General features: G+C 70.4%; 17 protein-coding genes and 1 tRNA gene. 5 read left to right on the top strand and 13 right to left on the bottom strand.

Translation table 11 applies throughout. The annotated features are described in order from the left end of the window. Positions 1–3,660 carry a methionine synthase gene (metH, locus tag E4P42_RS03950; protein WP_245233884.1) on the bottom strand — a complete coding sequence of 1,220 codons (3,660 nt, stop codon included), beginning with the start codon at positions 3,658–3,660 and terminating at the stop codon, positions 1–3. A 378-nt stretch (positions 3,661–4,038) separates the two neighbouring features. Between metH and E4P42_RS03945 the strand changes: the two genes are divergently transcribed. Next, entirely contained in the window at positions 4,039–4,929 is an 891-nt protein-coding gene (locus E4P42_RS03945; protein WP_135123214.1) for a PAC2 family protein, read from the top strand. 3 nt (positions 4,930–4,932) lie between these two features. On the opposite strand, the gene E4P42_RS03940 is transcribed toward E4P42_RS03945, so the two are convergent. The 8 genes from E4P42_RS03940 to E4P42_RS03905 are packed head-to-tail and all read right to left on the bottom strand — an operon-like array spanning position 4,933 to position 11,227. Next, entirely contained in the window at positions 4,933–5,811 is an 879-nt protein-coding gene (locus E4P42_RS03940) for an SDR family oxidoreductase (protein ID WP_135123212.1), read from the bottom strand. Positions 5,812–5,851: 40 nt separating this feature from the next. Further along, a complete protein-coding gene (mshC, locus tag E4P42_RS03935; protein ID WP_135123210.1) occupies positions 5,852–7,090 on the bottom strand; it encodes a cysteine--1-D-myo-inosityl 2-amino-2-deoxy-alpha-D-glucopyranoside ligase in 1,239 nt (412 codons plus the stop codon). Positions 7,091–7,128: 38 nt separating this feature from the next. Then, positions 7,129–7,893 (bottom strand): 3'(2'),5'-bisphosphate nucleotidase CysQ, encoded by a 765-nt coding sequence (locus tag E4P42_RS03930; protein ID WP_135123208.1) that lies wholly within the window; start codon positions 7,891–7,893, stop codon positions 7,129–7,131. Next, entirely contained in the window at positions 7,893–8,735 is an 843-nt protein-coding gene (locus E4P42_RS03925; protein WP_245233873.1) for an SCO1664 family protein, read from the bottom strand. The genes E4P42_RS03930 and E4P42_RS03925 overlap by 1 nt, the downstream gene beginning before the upstream one ends. Next, positions 8,719–9,306 (bottom strand): DUF3090 domain-containing protein, encoded by a 588-nt coding sequence (locus tag E4P42_RS03920; RefSeq protein WP_135123206.1) that lies wholly within the window; start codon positions 9,304–9,306, stop codon positions 8,719–8,721. The genes E4P42_RS03925 and E4P42_RS03920 overlap by 17 nt, the downstream gene beginning before the upstream one ends. 28 nt (positions 9,307–9,334) lie before the next feature. Continuing rightward, a complete protein-coding gene (locus tag E4P42_RS03915; protein WP_135123204.1) occupies positions 9,335–10,048 on the bottom strand; it encodes a histidine phosphatase family protein in 714 nt (237 codons plus the stop codon). After that, positions 10,045–10,875: an undecaprenyl-diphosphate phosphatase gene (locus E4P42_RS03910; protein ID WP_135123445.1), complete on the bottom strand. Its 831-nt coding sequence runs from the start codon at positions 10,873–10,875 to the stop codon at positions 10,045–10,047. The genes E4P42_RS03915 and E4P42_RS03910 overlap by 4 nt, the downstream gene beginning before the upstream one ends. A gap of 46 nt (positions 10,876–10,921) precedes the next feature. Continuing rightward, positions 10,922–11,227: a hypothetical protein gene (locus E4P42_RS03905; RefSeq protein ID WP_135123202.1), complete on the bottom strand. Its 306-nt coding sequence runs from the start codon at positions 11,225–11,227 to the stop codon at positions 10,922–10,924. 134 nt (positions 11,228–11,361) lie between these two features. Here E4P42_RS03905 and E4P42_RS03900 point away from each other — a divergent pair, with 134 nt between their 5' ends. Genes E4P42_RS03900 through E4P42_RS03890 form a run of 3 tightly spaced genes read left to right on the top strand, consistent with a single transcriptional unit; the run spans position 11,362 to position 13,711 of the window. Further along, the gene (locus E4P42_RS03900) at positions 11,362–12,396 is read left to right on the top strand and encodes a YncE family protein (protein ID WP_135123200.1); all 1,035 of its coding nucleotides are present in this window, start codon (positions 11,362–11,364) and stop codon (positions 12,394–12,396) included. Further along, positions 12,393–12,644 carry a DUF5703 family protein gene (locus E4P42_RS03895; RefSeq protein ID WP_135123198.1) on the top strand — a complete coding sequence of 84 codons (252 nt, stop codon included), beginning with the start codon at positions 12,393–12,395 and terminating at the stop codon, positions 12,642–12,644. The genes E4P42_RS03900 and E4P42_RS03895 overlap by 4 nt, the downstream gene beginning before the upstream one ends. Further along, entirely contained in the window at positions 12,641–13,711 is a 1,071-nt protein-coding gene (locus E4P42_RS03890; protein ID WP_135123196.1) for a quinone-dependent dihydroorotate dehydrogenase, read from the top strand. The genes E4P42_RS03895 and E4P42_RS03890 overlap by 4 nt, the downstream gene beginning before the upstream one ends. On the opposite strand, the gene E4P42_RS03885 is transcribed toward E4P42_RS03890, so the two are convergent. Together E4P42_RS03885 and E4P42_RS03880 are read right to left on the bottom strand one after the other, a co-directional pair. Further along, the gene (locus E4P42_RS03885; protein ID WP_135123194.1) at positions 13,708–14,244 is read right to left on the bottom strand and encodes a YbhB/YbcL family Raf kinase inhibitor-like protein; all 537 of its coding nucleotides are present in this window, start codon (positions 14,242–14,244) and stop codon (positions 13,708–13,710) included. The genes E4P42_RS03890 and E4P42_RS03885 overlap by 4 nt on opposite strands. A gap of 30 nt (positions 14,245–14,274) precedes the next feature. Then, complete coding sequence (locus tag E4P42_RS03880) at positions 14,275–15,618, bottom strand: M20/M25/M40 family metallo-hydrolase (RefSeq protein WP_135123192.1); 1,344 nt, start codon at positions 15,616–15,618, stop codon at positions 14,275–14,277. Positions 15,619–15,694: 76 nt separating this feature from the next. On the opposite strand from E4P42_RS03880, the gene E4P42_RS03875 reads away from it, so the two are divergent. After that, positions 15,695–15,780, top strand: a tRNA-Leu gene (locus tag E4P42_RS03875). Between the two features lie 141 nt (positions 15,781–15,921). Here E4P42_RS03875 and E4P42_RS26890 read toward each other — a convergent pair. Together E4P42_RS26890 and E4P42_RS03865 are read right to left on the bottom strand one after the other, a co-directional pair. Then, on the bottom strand, positions 15,922–17,286 hold the full coding sequence (locus tag E4P42_RS26890; RefSeq protein WP_167759344.1) for a hypothetical protein: 1,365 nt from the start codon (positions 17,284–17,286) through the stop codon (positions 15,922–15,924). A gap of 104 nt (positions 17,287–17,390) precedes the next feature. Continuing rightward, positions 17,391–21,416 carry a bifunctional nitrate reductase/sulfite reductase flavoprotein subunit alpha gene (locus E4P42_RS03865; RefSeq protein WP_167759343.1) on the bottom strand — a complete coding sequence of 1,342 codons (4,026 nt, stop codon included), beginning with the start codon at positions 21,414–21,416 and terminating at the stop codon, positions 17,391–17,393. Positions 21,417–21,449 lie beyond the last annotated feature (33 nt).

The raw sequence follows: 21,449 nt of genomic DNA, 5'->3' as shown, positions 1-21,449 counted from the left end.
TCAGTCCTCGGGGTTGTATCCGAGGTTGGGGGCGAGCCAGCGCTCGGCTTCGGCCAGGGTCCAGCCCTTGCGCTTGGCGTAGTCGGCCACCTGGTCCTGGGCCAGCCGGCCCACCACGAAGTACTGCGACTGCGGATGCGAGAAGTACCAGCCGCTGACCGCGGCGCCCGGCCACATCGCCATCGACTCGGTCAGCTCGATGCCGGTGCGCTTCGTCACGTCCAGCAGGTCGAACAGCGTCGTCTTCTCGGTGTGCTCCGGGCAGGCCGGGTAGCCCGGCGCCGGCCGGATGCCCACGTACTTCTCACCGATCAGCGCCTCGTTGTCCAGATGCTCGTCGGGCTGGTATCCCCAGAACTCCGTGCGGACCCGCTGGTGCATCCGTTCGGCGAACGCCTCGGCCAGCCGGTCGGCGAGCGACTCCAGCAGGATCGCGCTGTAGTCGTCGTTGGCGGCCTTGAACTCGGCGATCTTGGCAGCGCTGCCCAGACCCGCGGTGACCGCAAACGCGCCGACGTAGTCGGCCAGACCCGTGTCTTTCGGGGCGACGAAGTCGCCGAGGCTGCGGTTCGGGATGCCGTCGCGGTGCTCGCCCTGCTGGCGCAGGTTGTGCAGCGTGGTCAGCACCTCCGCGCGGCTGTCGTCGGTATAGACCTCGATGTCGTCACCGACCGCGTTGGCACAGAAGAACCCGATCACCCCGTTGGCCGTCAGCCACTGCTCCTTGATCAGGGTGTCGAGCATCTCCTGGGCGTCTTCGTACAACTTGCGGGCGGTCTCGCCCGAGGCCGGGTTGTTGAGGATGTCGGGGAAGCGGCCCTTCATCTCCCAGGCGTTGAAGAACGGCTGCCAGTCGATGTACTCGCGCAGCTCCGAGAGGTCATAGTCCTGGAAGTCCCGTACTCGCGTCCCTATAACGGGCACCGGTGGGGTGTAGCCGTCCCAGTCGACCGGAGTCCGGTTGGCGCGAGCCTTCTCGAGCGGCACCATCGGCCGCTCGTTCTTCTGCGCGTGCCGTTCCCGCAGTGACGCGTAGTCCTTCTCGGTGGCCTCCAGCAGGGCCGGCCGCTGCTTGTCGTCGAGCAGCGCCGCGGCGACCGGCACCGACCGGGACGCGTCCTTGACCCACACCACCGGACCGCTGCGGCGCGGGGCCACCTTTACCGCCGTGTGCGCGCGCGAGGTGGTCGCGCCGCCGATCAGCAGCGGGATCTCGAGTCCTTCGCGCTCCATTTCGGCCGCGAAGTTGACCATCTCGTCCAGCGACGGGGTGATCAGACCGGACAGTCCGATGATGTCGGCGTCGTGTTCCTTGGCCGCGTCGAGGATCTTGGCGGCGGGCACCATCACCCCGAGGTCGATCACCTCGTAGTTGTTGCACTGCAGGACGACCCCGACGATGTTCTTGCCGATGTCGTGGACATCGCCCTTCACGGTCGCCATCACGATGGTGCCGTTGGTGTCCTTGCTCTTGGTCTGCGACGCTTCGTTTTCCGCCTCGATGAACGGCAGCAGGTACGCCACGGCCTTCTTCATCACCCGCGCCGACTTCACGACCTGGGGCAGGAACATCTTGCCGGAGCCGAACAGGTCGCCGACGACGTTCATGCCGTCCATCAGCGGGCCCTCGATCACCTCGATCGGGCGGCCACCGGCGGCGGCGATCTCGGCCCGCAGTTCCTCGGTGTCGTCGTCGACGTGGGCGTCGATGCCCTTGACCAGGGCGTGGGTGATCCGCTCGCGCACCGGCAAGGATCGCCACTCCGCCGCGCCCGGGTCTTCGCTCTTGTCGGACTTGTTGAACCGTTCCGCGATCTCCAGCAGCCGTTCGGCCGCGTCCGCGCGACGGTTGAGCACGACGTCCTCGATGCGATCCCGCAGTTCTGGGTCGATCGAGTCGTAGGGCACCAGCGCGCCGGCGTTGACGATGCCCATGTCGAGGCCGGCCTTGATGGCGTGGAACAGGAACACCGAGTGGATGGCCTCGCGGACGGGGTTGTTGCCGCGGAACGAGAACGACACATTCGAGATGCCACCGGAGATGTGCACCCCGGGCAGGTTCTCCTTGATCCACGCGCAGGCCTCGATGAAGTCGATGCCGTAGGTCGCGTGCTCCTCGATGCCCGTGGCCAGCGCGAAGCAGTTCGGGTCGAAGATGATGTCCTCGGCCGGGAAGCCGACCTGTTCGGTCAGGATCCGGTAGGCGCGCCCGCAGATCTCCTTGCGGCGCTCGAGGTTGTCGGCCTGCCCCTGCTCGTCGAAGGCCATCACGACCACGGCGGCGCCGTACTTGCGGCACAGCCGGGCCTCGCGGACGAACTTGTCCTCGCCCTCCTTCAGGGAGATCGAGTTGACGATCGGCTTGCCCTGCACGTTCTTCAGGCCCGCCTCGATGACGTCCCACTTCGATGAGTCGATCATCACCGGCACGCGGCTGATGTCCGGTTCGGCCGCGATCAGCTTGGTGAACCGGTCCATCGCGGCGACACCGTCGATCATGCCCTCGTCCATGTTGATGTCGATGACCTGTGCACCGACCTCGACCTGCTGAAGGGCGACCGACAGCGCGGTGTCGTAGTCCTCGGCCTTGATGAGGTTGCGGAACCGCGCGGAGCCGGTGATGTTGGTGCGCTCACCGATGTTGACGAACAGGGAATCGGAGGTGATGTTGAGCGGCTCCAGGCCCGACAGGCGGGTGGCCACCGGGATCTCCGGCAGCTGACGCGGCGGCTTGCCGTCGACCACCTTGGCGATCTCGGCGATGTGCGGCGGCGCCGTCCCGCAGCACCCGCCGACCAGGTTGACCAGCCCGGCCTCGGCGAAGTCGGCGATGTAGGAGGCCTGACGCTCCGGGGACTCGTCGTACTCGCCGAAGGCGTTGGGCAGCCCGGCGTTCGGATAGCAGGACACGAAGGTGTCGGCGATCCGCGCCATCTCGGCGATGTAGGGCCGCATCTCCGGGGCGCCCAGCGCGCAGTTCAGGCCGACCGCCAGCGGCTTCGCATGCCGGATGGCGTTCCAGAACGCCTCGGTGACCTGACCGGACAGCGTCCGCCCTGAGGCATCGGTGATGGTGCCCGAGAGGATCACCGGCCAGCGGCGGCCGCGCTCCTCGAACAAGGTCTCGACGGCGAAGACCGCCGCCTTCGCGTTCAGCGAGTCGAAGATCGTCTCGATGATGATGAGGTCGGCGCCACCGTCGACCAGTCCGTTCGCGGCCTCGAGGTAGGCGGCGACCAGCTGGTCGTAGGAGACGTTGCGGGCGCCGGGATCGTTGACGTCCGGCGAGATCGACGCGGTCCGCGTCGTCGGCCCGATGGCGCCGGCGACATAGCGGGGTTTGTCGGGGGTGCTGTACTCGTCGGCGGCCTTGCGGGCCAGGGCGGCGCCGGCATAGTTCAACTCGTAGGCCAGGTCGGCCATGTCGTAGTCGGACAGCGAGATCGCGTTCGCGTTGAACGTGTTGGTCTCGAGGATGTCGGCGCCCGCCTCGAGGTATTCGCGGTGGATCGCCTCGATGATCTGCGGCTGCGTCAGGTTGAGCAGGTCGTTGTTGCCCTGCAGGGCCGTCGGCCACTCGGTGAACCGGTCGCCGCGGTAGCCCGCCTCGTCGGGCCGGTCGCGCTGGATCGCCGTGCCCATCGCGCCGTCGATCACCATGATCCGCGCACGCAGCGCGGCGGTCAGCTCGTCGGTGCAGTCGGGACGGATGTTGGGCTCGAAGCTCGTCTCGGTGTTCGATCCGATGGCGGTCACCAACACTCCTTCCGTAACGGAAGGCGTCCTTGACTTCGCCGAGCGTGGCGGATGTCCAGGGGAAGCCAGGCTCCCCGAGACAGCCGTTGCAACGCCTCTCGACGGTGAGAGTCTACGTCGTCATCGGATCGACGTCTGGACGCCCATATCCTCACCGCACTGGACCCGGCCCGCCGGGCGCGAAGATCAGCAGCGGTCACAGATCAGGGTAGTGGGTGGCCGCACACTGCCCCGGCGGGTCGATGCGGCTCACGTATCCGTGGCAGGCCTTACGCTGGCGTAGTGACCCCATCGGATCTTCGTGCACCGAAGGGACCCGACCTGCCCGACTTGCACAACGCCATCGTCGTCGCGGCCTTCGAGGGCTGGAACGACGCCGGTGACGCGGCCAGTGACGCCCTGGAACACCTCGACGCCATCTGGGAGGCCGAGACGATCGTCGAGATCGACGACGAGTCGTACTACGACTACCAGGTCAATCGGCCGGTGATCCGAATGGTCGACGGCGTCACCCGGGAACTGGTGTGGCCGTCGATGCGGATCTCGCACTGCCGCCCGCCCGGTGTCGACCGGGACGTCGTGTTGATGCACGGCGTGGAGCCCAACATGCGCTGGCGCACGTTCTGCGCCGAACTGCTGACCATCGCCGAGAAGCTGAACGTGCAGACCGTCGTCATCCTCGGCGCGCTGCTGGCCGACACCCCGCACACCCGGCCGGTACCGGTGTCCGGGGCCGCCTACTCCTCCGAGGCCGCGAAGTTCTTCGGCCTCGAGGAGACGCGCTACGAGGGGCCGACCGGAATCGCCGGGGTGTTCCAGGACGCCTGCGTGCAGGCCGGGATCCCCGCGGTGACGTTCTGGGCGGCGGTGCCGCACTACGTGTCGCAGCCGCCCAACCCGAAGGCCACCGTCGCGTTGCTGCGCCGCGTCGAGGACGTCCTCGACATCGAGGTGCCGCTGGCCGACCTGCCCGCGCAGGCCGAGGAGTGGGAAGAGGCGGTCACCGAGATGACCTCCGAGGACGACGAGATCGCGGAGTACGTCGCGTCGCTCGAGCAGCGCGGCGACGCCGAGGTCGACATGACCGAGGTGCTCGGCAAGATCGACGGCGACGCGCTGGCCGCGGAGTTCGAACGGTATCTGCGGCGCCGCGGGCCCGGCTTCAGGGGCTGAGCGTCACTGTTTCTTCAGTCCGCCCGTGCGGGTGCCCAGTGAGCGTTTGAGCGCGACCACCTCGGCGTCCATCTGCGGAAGGATCTTCGGCGCCACCTTGAGCACCGATGCGCTGCCGACGCGGGTGGCCAGCAGCGGTTTGAACCAGCGGATCAGCCCCACCCAGCGCGGACAGTAGATCCGGTCGCGCCGGGCCTCGATTCCCCTGACGAACGCCGCGCCGCACTCCTGCACCGACGTGGTGCGGCTCAGCGGCCCGGGCAGCGCGTCGAGCATCGCGTGGAAACTGGGCAGATCGGCCTTGGTGTCCTGAACCAAGAGGGTGTCGATCCACGACATGTGCGCGACGCCGACGGCGACGCCGTGGTGGGCGACTTCGAGGCGCAGCGCGTTGGCGAAGTGCTCGACGCCGGCCTTCGACGCGTCGTAGGGCGCCATACCGGGCGCGGCGGCGAACGCCGCGAGCGACGACACCACCAGCACGTAGCCCTTGCGGTCGATCAGCGACGGCAGGGTGGCCCGCACGGTGTTGAAGGCGCCCACCACGTTGACGTCGAGCACCCGGCGGAACGCGTCCGGGTCGACCACCAGCACCGAGCCGTAGCTGGCGATGCCCGCGTTGGCGACCACGATGTCGACGCCGCCGAACCGCGTCACCGCCTCGTCGGCGACGGCCTGCATCCCGGCGAGGTCGCACACATCGGCCACCGCGGTCAGCACGCGTTGCTCGCCCAGTTCGGCGGCGAGGTCGGCCAACGGCTGCTCGTCGAGGTCGGTGAGCACCAGGCGCGCACCCCTGCCGTGCAGCCGGCGGGCCAGTTCCGCGCCGATCCCCCGGGCACCGCCGGTGATGAACACGACCTTGCCGTTCACAGACCCCATGGATTGGCAACGTAGCGCACGCCGGCCTCGACGGGGAGTGTTACAGCGCGACACCGAGCAGCGCGTCGACCGCGGCCGCCACGGTGTGCGGCGCATCCGGGTCACCGCCGCCGTACTCGAGCGCCTCGGCGCACCAGGCGTCCAGCGCTGCAAGCGCTTTCGGCGTGTCCAGATCGTCGGCGAGGTAGGTGCGCACGCGGGCCACGACGTCGGCCGCATCGGGTCCGGCAGGCAACGCGGTGGCCTGGCGCCAGGTGTCGAGCCGGGTGACGGCCTCGGCCAGCACCGCATCGCTCCACGCCCGGTCGGCGCGGTAGTGACCCGCCAGCAGCCCCAGCCGGATCGCCGCGGGATCCACCCCGTCGGCGCGCAGGCGGGAGACCAGCACCAGGTTGCCCCGGCTCTTGCTCATCTTGTGACCGTCCCAGCCGATCATCCCGGCGTGCACGTAGTGGCGCGCGAAACGGCGCTCCCCGGTGGCGGATTCGGCGTGGGCGGCGGAGAACTCGTGGTGGGGGAAGATCAGGTCGCTGCCGCCGCCCTGGATGTCCAGGCCGGTGCCGATGCGGCTGAGCGCGATCGCGGCGCATTCGACGTGCCAGCCCGGGCGGCCCGGACCGAACGGGGACGGCCAGCTCGGCTCCCCGGGCCGGTGCGCGCGCCACAGCAGCGCATCGAGGCGGTCGGCCTTGCCGGCGCGGTCGGGGTCACCGCCGCGTTCGGCGAACAGCCGCAGCATCGTGTCGTGGTCGTAGTTCGACTCGTAGCCGAACTGCACGGTCGCATCGGCGCGGTAGTACACGTCCGGGTATTCGGCGTCATCGACGACGTAGGCGGCACCGGAGGCGAGCATCTTTTCGACCAATTCGATGACCTCGCCGATGGCGTCGGTCGCGGCCACGTAGTCGCGCGGCGGCAGCACCCGCAACGCGGCCATGTCCGCACGGAACAGGTCGGTCTCGCGGGTGCCGAGTTCACGCCAGTCGACGCCGTCACGGTCGGCCCGCTCGAACAGCGGGTCGTCGACGTCGGTGATGTTCTGCACGTAGTGGACGTCGTGACCGGCGTCCAGCCACACCCGGTGCACCAGGTCGAACGCCAGGTAGGTGGCGGCGTGCCCGAGGTGGGTGGCGTCGTAGGGAGTGATGCCGCAGACGTACATGGTGGCCGTCTGACCCGCCGACACGGGCCGCACCTGGCGGTCGGCGCTGTCGTAGAGGCGCAATTGCGGCCCCCGACCCGGCAGCGCCGGAATGTTCGGCGCGGACCACGACTGCATACCGTCGACTCTAGGGGGTGGAGCTGGCACGACGTCGCTCAGGAGGCCGAGTGGATCGCCGCGAGCAGCACGTCCACCACTTCGGGACGGCACATCAGCAAGTCGGGCAGGTAGGGGTCGGGGCGGTTGTAGATCAGCGGGGAACCGCCGAGCCGCGACGCGTGCAGGCCGGCGGCCCGGACCACCGCGGCGGGGGCCGCCGAATCCCACTCCCACTGGCCGCCGGCGTGCAGATAGGCGTCGACGTCACCGCGCACCACGGCCATCGCCTTGGCGCCGGCGGAGCCGATGCGCACCAGCTCGACGTCGAGGTGGTCGCGGATCCACCAGAGCACCGCCGGCGGGCGGGTGGCGCTGGCGGTGATGCGGATGGGACCGCCGGCGCGCGGCGGCGGCGGCGTCACGGTATCGGTGCGGTAGACCTCACCGCGGGCGGGCAGCGCCACGGCGGCGTCGGTCAGTCCGCCCACCCCGTCCGGGCCGCCGCTGCGCTGCCACAGCGCGATGTGCACGGCCCAATCCGGCCGCGGCGGCAGCGAATACTCGCGGGTGCCGTCGACGGGGTCGACGATCCACACCCGGTCGGCGTCGACACGCGCCGGGTCGTCGACGGCCTCCTCGCTGAGCACCGCGTCGTCGGGCCGGTGTTCGCGTAGCCGGTCGAGGATCAGGACGTTGGCGCGTTTGTCGCCGGCGTCGCCGAGGTCGTACGGGTGGAGGTGGTCGAGCTCCTCGCGGATCGCGAGCAGCAGCTCACCGGCCTCCGCGGCCACCTCGGCGGCCAGTTGGGCGTCGGAGGGCATCAGAACGCCGGCCACGGGATCGGCCGGTGGCGGTCCGGGGTCGGCATCACCGGATTCTTCAGCAGCGCAACGATTCTCGCGCGCAGCGCGGCGATCTCACGGTTGGTGATGTGCGGCCGCAACCGGTCCCCCAGGTCGCCGCGCACCGCATCACCGAGGCGGGCGACCTCCTCGAGGGTGTCGTCGTCGACCGGTTTGCCCGCCCAGCCCCACAGCACGGTGCGCAGCTTGTCCTCGGCGTGCAGGCTCACCCCGTGGTCGACGCCGTAGACCCGGCCGTCCGTCCCGGCCAGGATGTGACCGCCTTTGCGGTCGGCGTTGTTGATCAGGACGTCGAACACCGCCATCCGGCGCAACCGCACGTCGTCGGCGTGCACCAGCGTGACCTCGTCGCCGGCGTAGTCGTAGGCCTGCAGGATCGGCAGGTACCCGGGCGGGATACGGCCCGCGGGCAGCAGGTCCACCAGATCGGGGCCGGCGCCGGGATCGTCGTCGTCGAGTTCGTCGCCGGGTTGGTCGATCCACCGCTGCACCATCCCCGACCCCGCCGGGCCGTCGCGAATGACGGTCTCGGGCACGATGTCCCAACCCAGCGCCGCCGACACCAGGTAGGCGCCGACCTCACGGCCGGCCAGCGTGCCGTCGGGGAAATCCCACAGCGGGGCCTCCCCGGCCACCGGCTTGTACACGCAGTGGACCATCGCCTCGCCGAGGTGGGCCTCGCACAGGAACGTCGCATTGCTCGCGGAGCGGATCCGGCCGATGACGGTCAGTTCCCCGCACCGCATCACCGTGCCCTGCTCCGCGCCGTCGTGTGCCCCGCCCTCAGAGGTCGGCGTCATCGTCGGTCCCGGCGAGCGCCCCGCGCCGATAGCCGTTGGTGCGCACGCAGATGTGGCCCCCCGGGTCCAGCGGTTCGTCGCACAGCGGGCAGGGCGGGCGGCCCGCCGAGATCACCCGGTTGGACCTCGCCGCGAATTGTTGCGCCGATTCGGGTGTCAGGAACACCCGCACCGCGTCCGGCCCGTCCTCGGCGTCGTCGAGCACCACCGACGCGTCGAATTCGGTGTCCGACACCGCAAGCAGCTCCACCACGATCGTCTGCGCCTCGGAGTCCCAACCCAGGCCCATGGTGCCGACCCGGAATTCCGCGTCGACCGGCGTCACCAGGGGGCTGAGGTCGTCCACCTCGCCGGTGTCGGGCGGGATCGGGGTGCCGAACCGGCGGTTGATCTCGGTCAGCAACGCCGCGATGCGTTCGGCGAGCACGGCCACCTGCTGCTTCTCCAGCACCACCGAGATCACGCGCTTGTCGTGGACGGCCTGCAGGTAGAACGTGCGGTTGCCGGGTTGCCCGACGGTCCCGGCCACGAAGCGGTCGGGCGTGCGGAAGACGTGAATGGCGCGGGGCATGGCACCTTCCAAAATACCGGGTGGTGGGTCAGCCGGTTGACCCGCCGACCACCGCGTCCTGTGCGGGCACCTCGCCGTTGTCGTCGCGCGCGCCGTCGGCCGGTGGTGGTGGCGGGACCAGCCCGGTGGTCAGTGCGGCGCCGGTGTGGTTGATGTGCAGCACGAACGGCCGCATCGGCGTGTACCTGATCACGCTCATCGAGGCCGGGTCGGCGGTGATGCGCTGGAAGCTGTCGAGGTGCGTGCCCAGCGCGTCGGCCAGCACCGCCTTGATCACGTCACCGTGCGTGCATGCGATCCACAGCGCGTCACCGCCGTATTTGGTGCCCAGCCGCCGGTCGTGGTCGCGGACCGCAGCCACCGCACGCGCCTGCACGGCGGCCAGCCCCTCCCCGTCGGGGAACACCGCCGCGCTGGGCTGCTGCTGCACAACCGCCCACAGTGGCTCTTTGACCAGTTCGCCGAGTTTGCGCCCGGTCCAGCTGCCGTAGTCGACCTCCACGAGCCGCTCGTCGGCGACGGGTTCGAGGTTCAGCGCGGCGGCCAACGGCGCGATCGTGCGGCGGCAGCGCAGCAGCGGCGAGTGGACGATCGCGCGCACCGGCAGGTCTCCGATGCGGCCGACGATGCCGTCGGCCTGTTCGGCGCCGCGCTCGTCGAGGTCGACGCCCTCGCTGCGGCCGGCGAGGGTGTGCGCGGTGTTCGACGTCGAGCGGCCATGGCGCAGCAGGATCACGGTCACTGGGCGGCCACCACCCCGGCGGACAGCAGAATCAACACCACCACACCCAACACCACGCGGTAGCCGACGAACCAGTACATGCTGTGGCGGACCAGGAAGCGCAGGAACCACGCCACCGCCGCGTACCCCACCACGAAGGCGATCACGGTCGCCAGCAGCAGTTGCGGCCCGGTGGCGCTCATGCCCTCCCCGACCGGGGCGAACGCGTCGGGCAGGGAGAACAGACCGGAGGCGAACACCGCGGGGATCGCGAGCAGAAACCCGAACCGGGCGGCGAGCTCGCGGTCCAGGCCGAGGAACAGCCCGGCGCTGATGGTCGCGCCCGATCGCGACACCCCGGGCAGCAGCGCCAGGCACTGGGCGAATCCGACGATGACGCTGTCGCGCCACGTGAGCTGCTCGACGTGGCGGGTCTGCCTGCCGAGGTATTCGGCGGCGGCGATCACCGCGGAGAACACGATCAGCGCGATCGCGATCGCCCACAGGTTGCGCGCGGCGGTGCGGATCTCGTCTTTGAGCAACAGGCCGACGACGCTGATCGGGATGGTGCCGATGATCACGTACCAGCCGAGGCGGTAGTCGGCGTCGCGGCGCTGCGGGTCGCGCAGGCCGCCGAACCAGGCCCGCACGATGCGGCCGATGTCGCGGGCGAAGTACAGCAGCACGGCGGCTTCGGTGCCCAGCTGGGTGACCGCGGTGAAGGAGGCGCCGGCGTCATCGTCGAAGAAGACCCGCGACACGATGGCCAGGTGGCCGGACGAGGAGACGGGCAGGAATTCGGTGAGGCCCTGCACGATGGCCAGGACGATGACCTGCAACCACGACATGGCCGGCGCGTCGATCACGCCGACGACCGTACCGTGAGGGTGGAAGTCAGCGTCCGGGGCGCGGCACCGGTTGCGCGGCGGCGACCGCATCGCGCACGGCGGCGGCGAGGCTGCGCTCGTCGCTGAGGTCGATGTCGGTGAGCTTGCGGGTGGTCGCGGCCACCACGTCGTCGGCGTCGGGCACCGGGCGGGTCAGCCGCGGCCGGTAGATCTCGACGACCAGCTGCTGGCGCTCGATGTGGAACGAGAAGCTGCGTCCGTCGCCCACCTGGCCGAAGCCGCTGGCGTGGACGCCGGTGGAGATGTCCTCGATGACGAATTCGGTGCTGTCCCGGTCTGTGGCCAGCGTCATAGTCGCACCATAGCTTCTCTTATGGACACCTGTCCGGCGGACGGGCGGAATTGGTCGGTCCAATTCCTGCCTAGACTGACCCTTCGACCCGCGACCGGTGTCGACAAACGAACGCACGAAGCGAGAGCTACCCGTTGCAGTTGCATGCAAACCCCTGGCGTAGGCGCCTTGTGACCACCGTCGCAGCGCTGGCGATCGCCGCCGTGGCCGGCTGCTCGCAGAATCCGGTCGACCCGCCCCCGGCCACCATCGAACCCGCGCAGGCGGCGGCGTCCCCGCCGGTGACCGGCGCGCCGCCCGGCACGGTCCGACCATTGGCCGCCGGCGCCCAGACGGCGCTGGTCGACCCGGCCGGCGGCGCACTCGTGGTGCTCGGCCCGGGCCCGCAGGGCCAATCGGCGGTGACGGTGTTCGCGCCGGCCGAGCGGCCGCGCACCCTGCTGACCCCGGCACCGGCCACCGGGATGGCCACCGACGGTGACGGCACGCTGTACCTGTCGACGCGCGGCGGCTACTTCCGCGCCGGCGTGACCGCCGAGCGGGTCGAATTCGTCGAGGTCGAGGGACAGCGCGACACCGACTTCTCCGCGATCACCCGGCACGACGACGGCCGGCTGGTGCTCGGCACCGCCGACGGCGCCGTGCTGACCCTGGACTCCGAGACCGGGGTGGGCGCGCGGCTACCCCTTTTCGCCCGGGTCGACGCCCTGGTCTCGCGCGGTGACACCACGGTCGTGCTGGACCGCGGGCAGACCTCGGTGACGACCGTCGACGCCGACGGGTCCGGCGCGGGCCAGGCGCTGCGGGCGGGTGAGGGCGCCACCACGATGACGGTCGACCCGGCCGGGCGCGTGCTCGTCGCCGACACCCGCGGCGACGAACTGCTGGTGTTCGGCGTCGACCCGTTGATCATGCGGCAGCGCTATCCGGTGCCCGACGCGCCGTACGGGCTGGCCGGCTCCGAGCGGCTGGCCTGGGTTTCGCAGACGGCGTCGAACACCGTGATTGGCTACGATCTCGCCACCGGTATCCCCGTCGAGAAGGTGCGCCACCGAACCGTGCAGCAACCGAATGTCCTGGCCTACGACGATGCGTCTGGCACGCTGTATGTGGTGTCAGGTTCAGGAGCGGGTGTGCAGGCGATCCCGGACGCGGCGGTGCGGCGATGACGGCGATGCGCGGGCGCATGCCCGCGGCCTGGGACAAGGTGGTGTCGGAGGACTCCGACGAATGGGAGTGGGTGCCGTTGCGGCTGCCGCCCGACGTCACCCGCATCAGCGCCTCCATCCGGCTGTCCATCGAGGCGGAGTACCGCGGCTGGGAGCTGACGCGGGTGCGCGCCTACACCGACGGCAGCCGGCGGGTGCTGTTGCGCCGCCGCAAGACCACAAGGGCGATGGAGCAACCCGGCCAGTGAGCGGGTACCGCGCGCTGCGGCGGGTGCTGTTCCTGGTCGACCCCGAGCGCATCCACACGTGGGTGTTCGCCGCGCTGCGGGCGGCCGCCGCGCCGCCACCGCTGCGCCACGCCCTGGCCCGCCGGCTGGGGCCCCAGGACCCCGTGCTCGCCAGCACCGTGTTCGGGGTGCGCTTCCCGGGTCCGCTGGGGCTGGCCGCCGGTTTCGACAAGGACGGCCGCGGGCTGGACGTGTGGCCGGCGCTGGGCTTCGGCTACGCCGAGATCGGCACCGTGACCGCCCAGCCGCAGCCGGGCAATCCGCAGCCGCGGCTGTTCCGGCTGCCCGCCGACCGGGCGCTGCTCAACCGCATGGGTTTCAACAACCACGGCGCCGCCGCGCTGGCGCAGCGGCTGACCCGGCACGCGGCCGGCGACGCGCCGATCGGCGTGAACATCGGCAAGACCAAGACCACCCCGGCCGAGCGGGCCGTCGACGACTACGCCGCCAGTGCCCGGTTGCTCGGGCCGCTGGCCGCGTTCGTGGTGGTCAACGTCAGCTCGCCGAACACCCCGGGCCTGCGGGATCTGCAGGCTGTCGAGTCACTGCGGCCCATCCTGTCCGCGGTGCGGGCGCAGACGTCGACGCCGGTGCTGGTCAAGATCGCGCCGGACCTGTCCGACCCCGACATCGACGCGGTCGCCGATCTCGCGGTCGAGCTGGGCCTGGCCGGGATCGTGGCGACCAACACGACGATCTCCCGCGACGGGTTGGCCACCCCGGGGGTGGCCGACCTGGGCCCCGGCGGCATCTCCGGTGCGCCGGTGGCGGCGCGGTCCCTGGGGGTGCTGCGCCGGCTGTACCGCCGGGTCGGCGACCGCCTGGTGTTGATCAGCGTCGGCGGGATCGAGACCGCCGACGACGCCTGGCAGCGCATCACCGCGGGCGCCTCACTGCTGCAGGGGTACACCGGCTTCGTCTACGGCGGCGGCCTGTGGGCCAGCGAGATCCACGACGGCCTGGCCCGCCGCCTGCACGACGGCGGGTTCGACTCCCTCACCGAGGCGGTCGGGTCGGCCGTCCGCTAGCTCTGCTCGTGCGTGCCGTGGATGATGGCGCGCGCGATCGCGTGGCTGAACAGGTTGAAGCCGAGGTACGCCGGGGTGGCGTCCTCGGGGATCTCCAGCTTCTCCACGTCGACGGCGTGCACGGCGATGATGTAGCGGTGCGGGCCGTGCCCGGGCGGGGGTGCGGCGCCGACGAAGCGCGCCATGCCCGCGTCGTTGCGCAGCGTCACCGCGTCACCCGGGAACCCCTTGCTGCTGCCGTCTCCGACGCCGGCGGGCAGGTCGGTGACCGTGGCCGGGAGGTTGAACACCGCCCAGTGCCAGAAGCCCGAGCCGGTGGGGGCGTCCGGGTCGTAGACGGTGACCGCGAAGCTGCGGGTCTCTTCGGGGAAGCCCGACCACGACAACTGCGGTGAGACATCGGAGCCACCGGCGCCCATGAGGCCGCTGACCATGTCGTCGGGAATCGGCTGCCCGTCGGTGACCGTCTCGGAGGTCAGGTCGAACGTCGGCAGCTGGGGCAGGAACTCATAGGGGTTGTACGGAAAAGCCATGGTGTCCTTTCGCGTCGGTGAATCGGTGGGTCAGCAGTTCTCGAGGAAGTGTTGCAGGACCTGCGCGCCGAACTCGAGGGCGTCGACGGGCACGCGCTCGTCGATACCGTGGAACAGAGCGGCGAAGTCCAGGTCGGGCGGCAGCCGCAGCGGGATGAACCCGAAGCAGCGAATCCCCAACCGCTGGAAGGACTTCGCGTCGGTGCCGCCGGAGAGCATGTAGGGCACCGTGCGCGCGTCCGGGTCGACCGCCAGCAGCGAGGCGTTCATCTGGTCGACGAGGTCGCCGTCGAAGGTGGTCTCATACGACGGCAGGTCGCGTTCCCAACTGCGGATCACGTCGGGACCGATCAGCGCGTCGACCTCGCGTTCGAATGCCGCCTTGCGGCCGGGCAGCACCCGGCAGTCCACCATCGCCTCGGCGGTCTGCGGGATCACGTTGGCCTTGTAGCCGGCCTTGAGCATCGTCGGGTTGGCGGTGTCGCGCAGCGTGGCGCCGACGATGCGGGCGATACCGCCCAACTTGGCGATCGTGCCCTCGATGTCCGGCGAGTTCACGTCGAACGTGTACCCGGTTTCCTCGGCGACCGCGGTGAGGAACTGTTCGACGGTGTCGGACAGCACCAGCGGGAACCGATGGCGGCCCAGTTTGGCGACGGCTTCGGCGACGGCGGTGACCGCGTTGTCGTCGTGCACCATCGACCCGTGGCCGGCGCGGCCGCGGGCGGTGAGCCGCATCCAGGACAGGCCCTTCTCCGCGGTCTCGATCAGGTACAGCCGGCGTTCCCCGCCGTCGCGGCGCGGCACCGTCAGCGAGAACCCGCCGACCTCGCCGATCGCCTCGGTGACGCCCTCGAACAGGTCGGGCCGGTTGTCCACCAGCCAGTTGGCGCCGTAGGTGCCGCCGTGCTCCTCGTCGGAGACGAACGCGAACAGCAGGTCGCGCGGCGGGACGATGCCGGCCCGTTTGAAGTGCCGGGCGACGGCGATCATCATCCCGCACATGTCCTTCATGTCGACCGCACCGCGGCCCCACACGTAGCCGTCGTGCACGGCCCCGGAGAACGGGTGCACGCTCCAGTCGGCAGGTTCGGCCGGGACCACGTCGAGGTGGCCGTGGATCATCAGCGTGCCGCGGTTCGGGTCGGCCCCGGCCAGCCGGGCGAACACGTTGCCCCGGTTGGGCGCGCCGGCCTCGACGTATTCGCAGGTGTAGCCGACCTCTTCGAGCTGAGCGGCGACCCAGCGGGCGCACTCCCCCTCCCCCTTGGTGGTGGCGGGGTCCCCGGTGTTGGAGGTGTCGAACCGGATGAGGGTGCTGACGAGATCGACCACCTCGTCCACGGGATTGGCGGGTGCGCTCACAGTGTCCATTCGTACCAGGGGCACTGGGTTTGGGTTCGGGCTACCTGATCCGATAGCCTTAGCTGCCCACGGCGACGTGGGTCAGGTCCGAGTGGCGGAATGGCAGACGCGCTAGCTTGAGGTGCTAGTGCCCTATTAACGGGCGTGGGGGTTCAAGTCCCCCCTCGGACACAAGGTGAATGAGGATCGACCCGCGAGTGTGGAGCTTTGGCGGGATCACGCGCCGTTTTCCGCCCACGATTCACATCCTCGGACCGCACCCACGACGAACGGCCCCCTCGCCGAGGGGGCCGTCGTCATCGCAGCTTCGGGTTACTCGGTGGCTCCGGAGTCGCCCTTGTCGGACGCGCTGTCGTCCGCGCCGCCGGTCTGATCGGTGTCGGTGTCGGTGCCCTCTTCGGACGGCTCGGTTTCGGTCGCCTCGGCGGTCTCGGTCGACTCGTCCGTCTCGGTCGACTCGTCGGTCTCGTCCGTCTCGTCGGTCTCTTCGGTCACGGCGCCGGTCGCCGGCTCCTTCTCGGGATCGGTGGTGGCAGGGTCACCGGCCGGCTCGGCCCCGTCGGCACGCGCCGCGTCACGGTCCACCGAAATGTGTTCGGCCGCAATGGTGTCCGCCTCGGTCACCGGGTCCTCCAGGTTGACGGTCACCAGCTCGCCGGCCGGCGTGACGTCGGTGGACGCCACCCGCGCCAGGGTGACGTCAACCGACTCCTCGACCTCGGGAGCCGGCGCGAGGATCGCCGCGATGCGCTCGGGGATGTCGACGAAGAACCGGTCGATCGGGCCGCCCTCGGTGAGCACGCCCGCCACGAAGTCGTCGGGGAACTCCCGCGGGACGATGCCGTTGAAGAAGGCGTCGGTCACCTTCGCCGGGATGTTGAGGATGTCGGTGGCCGCCGTGGCGTAGTCGCCGTCGGCCAGCGAGGCCCGGACGGAGTCGAGGATCTCGGTGAACTGGAAGATCGCGGCGACCTGCGGGGAGATCAGCGAGTTGACGTAGCCACCGGCGGCCCGGCCGGTCAGCAGATTGTCGAACACGGCACCGATGGCCTCGGCGCCCAGCACGTCGCGGGCGAACTCCCCCGGGATCGCGAACGGGGCCAGCAGCGGGCGGACCGCCGCGAGACCGTAGATCGACCAGAGGTTGAATTCGTAGTAGGCCTGGAAGAACTCACCCGCGGCGAGGTTCTCGACCACGGTCGCCAGCACCTCGGGGAACCCACCGAGGTACTCCGGGATCGCCGTGGCGGAATCCCCGATCCCGCCCACCACGGCTTCACCCCAGCCGGGCAGTCGGTCGAACAACGCCGTCAGCACGGGCGCCGGGTCGGTGAGCAGCGCGCCGAACGCGTCGGTGAGCTCGGCCTGCAGCACCGGGCTCGACAGCCCCTCCAGCAGGGCGGGGAAGCCCTCGGTCGCGATGGCACCGCCGCGTGCGCCGAGGTTCTCGAACGTAACCGCGAGGGTCTGCTGCCACACGGTGAGCGGGTTCTCCAGCGCCCGCAGGTGGACGGCCTGCTGCGACACCTCCTGAAGCGTCGGCGTCGCGGGATGCAGGGTCAGAGCGAACGCGCCGGCGACGGCGACACCGGCCGCGACGAGCCGCTTGTCGCGCGAGGCGGGGAGGGAAGGCGCAGACCAAAAGCGGTTCGAGTCGGCGCGAAGAGCTGCTTGCACGGGTTCTCCTGAAGTGACGAGCGAATATGGCCGAGAGCGGCCCCGCGCAGATTAGCTGAGGCTTACCTAACGCTCAATGCCTACGTCTCGCTCCCGACCGCCCGTCAGTAGACGTCGCGCACGTACCGCTTGTCCGCCACCAGGGCGCGCTTGTAGTCGCGCGCCGCGTCGTCGGACATCCCGCCGTGGGTGCTGATGACCGTGGTCAGCGCGTCGTCGACGTCGCGGGCCATCCGCGCGGCGTCCCCGCACACGTAGATGTGGGCGCCGTCGTCGAGCCACCGCCACACCTCGGCGCCGTAGTCGACCAGCTTGTGCTGCACGTAGACGCGTTGGCGCTGATCGCGCGAGAAGGCCAGATCCAGCCGGGTGAGAAACCCGTCATCGACCATGTCCTCGAGGTCCTCCCGGTAGTAGAAGTGCTCGCTGCGGTGGCGGTCGCCGAAGAACAGCCAGTTGCGGCCGGTGTGCCCGAGCGCGCGGCGTTCCTGCAGGAAACCGCGGAACGGCGCGATCCCGGTGCCGGGGCCGACCATGATCATCGGGGTGTCCGGCTGCTGGGGCGGGCGGAAGTGCGGTGAGCGCTGCAGGAACACCGGTACCGGCGCGTTGGCGGCCCGGTCGGCGAGGAAGGTCGAGCACACTCCCCCGCGGCTGCCGCCGTCGGCGCCGCGGTAGCGCACCACCGCGGTGGTGAGCTGCACCTCGTGCGGGCTGACCAGCGGGCTCGACGAGATCGAGTAGCTGCGCGGGGTCAGCCGTACCAGCACCTCCTGCCACTGCAGCGGATCGGCGTGGACGGCGAATTCGCGCACGATGTCGAGACCATCGCGGAGGCTCAGCCACTTCTCCAATTTGTCGGTGCGGGTCCGCAGGTGCCGCGCGTCCCGACTGTGTTCGGCGACGAAGTCGAGCAGGTTGGGGGTGATGCGCCGAATGTCGTAGCTGGTCGACAGCGCATCGCGCAGGGAGCGCTGCTCGCCGTCGACCTCGACGGCGTGCTCACCGCGCAGCCCGGTGGCGTCCAGCCAGGCGTCCACCACCCGCGGATCGTTACGGGCGAACACGCCCAGCGCATCGCCGACGGCGTACGTGACGTCGTGTCCGGAGATGTCGAAGCCGAATTGGCGCACCTCCTTCTCCGAGGTCGGCGCCGACAGCACCGTGTTGCGCACCAGCGGCGCCGGGACCGGTCGCGCGCGGGTGAAGGGTTCGGCCACCGTCCCCGGCCGCGCAAGGGTGGTGACGCCGCCGTGCACCGGCGCGGACTCCCCGGCGCCGTCGAGCAGCGCGACGACGTCGTCGGCCCAGCGGTCCTGCGGATCCGCCTCGTGGGCCTCGCATTCGATGCGTTCACGCAGCCGCGTCGCGCCGAGCGCGGCCAGCCGGTCGTCGAGTGAGCGGGCGTGGCCGCAGAACCGGTCGTAGGACCGGTCGCCGAGGCCGAGCACCGCGTAGCGCACGCCGTCGAGGGCGGGAGCATCGGCGTCCTCGAGCCGTCGCCAGAAGTCGGTGCCGTTGTCGGGAGGTCCGCCGTCGCCGAAGGTGCTGGTGACCACCAGTACGTCGCGCGCGGCCGAGAGGTCGGGCAGCGCGGTGTCGTCCATGTTGGCCAGCGTTGCGCCACCGAGCTTCTCGGCGACCCGCCCGGCCACTTCCTCGGCGTTGCCGGTCTGCGACGCCCACAGGACCAGGGGTCCGGTCGCAGTCGCACGCGACCCGGCCGGGGCGGCCTCGGCCCGCGAATACCGCCCCGCCAGCGCACCGTCGATCCACAGCCGCACCGCGGGCCGCACGGGGGCGTGCGGCGGCAGCATCGGCACTCCAGCCGGCCTCTCACCCACAGAATTGAGAAATGCTGCCAGATAGAGCTTCTCATCGTCGGTGAGCGTCGGGGTCCGGGTCCCTTCGAGGCCGAGTGCCGAGGACAACGGGTGGGTCGCCGGCGCGCCGAGCGGCTTGATCGGCCGCAGCCGCACCGCGCACACCTTGAACTCCGGCTGCAGCGAATCCCGGTCCACCGCATCGTTGGTCAACGCGTTGACGGTCAGGTACTCGCCGTGTTCGTCGTTCCAATGGAACGGCACGAAGCAGTTTCCCGGGCGCACCCGGTCGGTCACCACGGCCGGCAGCGCCGCGCGGCCGCGCCGGGACGCGAGTTCGACGGTGTCCCCGTCTGTGACACCCAACGCGACGGCGTCGACCGGGTGGATCTCCACCAGGGGGCCCGGGTTCAGCTTGGTGAGTTTGTCGACGCGGCCGGTCTTGGTCATGGTGTGCCACTGGTGTTGCAGGCGGCCGGTGTTGAGGATGATCGGGTAGTCGTCGTCGGGCAGTTCGGCGGCGTCCATGTGCGGCCGCGGGTGAAAGACCGCACGACGGGACGGTGTCGGGAACGCCAGGCGGGGCCGATGGCCGGCGGCGTCGACGAAGTCGTGCTGGCTGACGCCGTCGTTGAGATAGCGGATCGGGTGGCGTTCGGTGCCGCCGCCGGGCTGGCCGGACGGCGGCACCGGCCACTGCAGCGGGGTCTGTCGCAGCCGCTCGTAGCTGGCACCGCGCAGGTCGAAGCCGGTGTTCGGGTTACTGAACGTGCGGATCTCGTCGAAGATCTCGGCACTGTCGCGGTACGTGAAATGCTCGCCGTAGCCGAGCTGCTCGGCGATCTGGCAGATCAGCTGCCAGTCCGGCCTGGCCTGGCCGGCCGGCGGTACGGATTGCTGCAGCAGCGTGAGGGTGCGGTCGGAGTTCACCATCACCGCGTCGGCTTCGGCCCACAGCGTGGCGGGCAGCACCACGTCGGCGTAGCGGGTGGTGGCGGTGTCGCGGTAGGTGTCCTGGCACAGCACCAGGTCAGCGGCTTCCAGCCCGGCGATCGTGGTCTTGCGGTTGGGCATGGTCGCGACCGGGTTGGTGCAGATGATCCAGCAGGCCTTGATCTCCCCGGCGGCCATCCGCTCGAACATGTCGACCGCACCCGGGCCGACGTCGGTGCGAATGGTGCCGGGCGCCAGACCCCACGCCTGTTCGACGAAGTCCCGGTCGGCCGCCGAGAACACCGAGCGCTGCCCCGGCAGGCCCGGTCCCATGTAGCCCATCTCGCGCCCGCCCATCGCATTGGGCTGACCGGTCAGCGACAGCGGCCCGGCGCCGGGCCGGCAGATCGCGCCGGTGGCCAGGTGCAGGTTGCAGATGGCGTTGGTGTTCCAGGTGCCGTGGGTGCTCTGGTTCATCCCGACCGCCCACAGCGTCATCCAGTCGCCGGCGTCGGCGATCATCCCGGCCGCCCGCCGCAGGTCGGCCTCGGCGATACCGGTGAGCTCGGCCACCCGGGCCGGCGGATAGCCGGTGAGGAATTCCGGCATGGCGGCCCAGCCCTCGGTGTGTGCGGCGATGAAGTCCTCGTCGATGTCGCCGCTGTCGACCAGCAGGTGCAACAGGCCGTTGAGCAGCGCGACGTCGGTGCCCGGCCGGATCTGCAGGAACAGGTCGGCGCGGTCGGCGGTGGCGGTGCGCCGCGGGTCGACGACGATGAGTTCGCCTCCCGCCTTGAGCCGATCGGCCATGCGCAGGAACAGGATCGGATGGCAGTCGGCCATGTTGGAGCCGATCACCAGGAACAGGTTCGCGGCGTCGATGTCGGTGTAGGAGCCGGGCGGTCCGTCGGCGCCGAGGGACTGTTTGTAGCCGGTGGCCGCGCTGGCCATGCACAGTCGCGAGTTGGATTCCATCCACTTGGTGCGCAGGAAGCCCTTGGCGAGTTTGGTGGCCAGGTACTGACTTTCGAGCGACATCTGACCGGAGACGTACAGCGCGACGGCGTCGGGGCCGTGTTCGTCGACGGTCGCGCGTAGCCGGCGGCCGGCCTCGGCGATCGCATCGTCGACCGGGAGGAGAACCGGCTCCTCGCCTCGCGCCGGGCGCAGCAGCGCCGACGTCAGCCTGCCCTCGTCGGCCGCCATCAGCTCGGCGTGCGTGGCGCCCTTGGTGCACAGCCGCCCGGCATTGGTGGGGTGCAACCGGTCGCCGGCCACCCGCGCGATCACCGGTCGCCCACCGTCCTCGCGGGTGTGCACCTCGATACCGCAGCCCACCCCGCAGTAGGAGCACGCCGTCCTGGTCACCGCCATGCGCCCATGGTGTGCGGGTGGTGTTCCGGGGTG

Origin of the sequence: Mycobacterium sp. PS03-16, from assembly GCF_004570325.1 — a bacterium.
Taxonomy (GTDB): Bacteria; Actinomycetota; Actinomycetes; order Mycobacteriales; family Mycobacteriaceae; genus Mycobacterium.
This window is presented reverse-complemented; position numbering and strand designations above follow the sequence as displayed.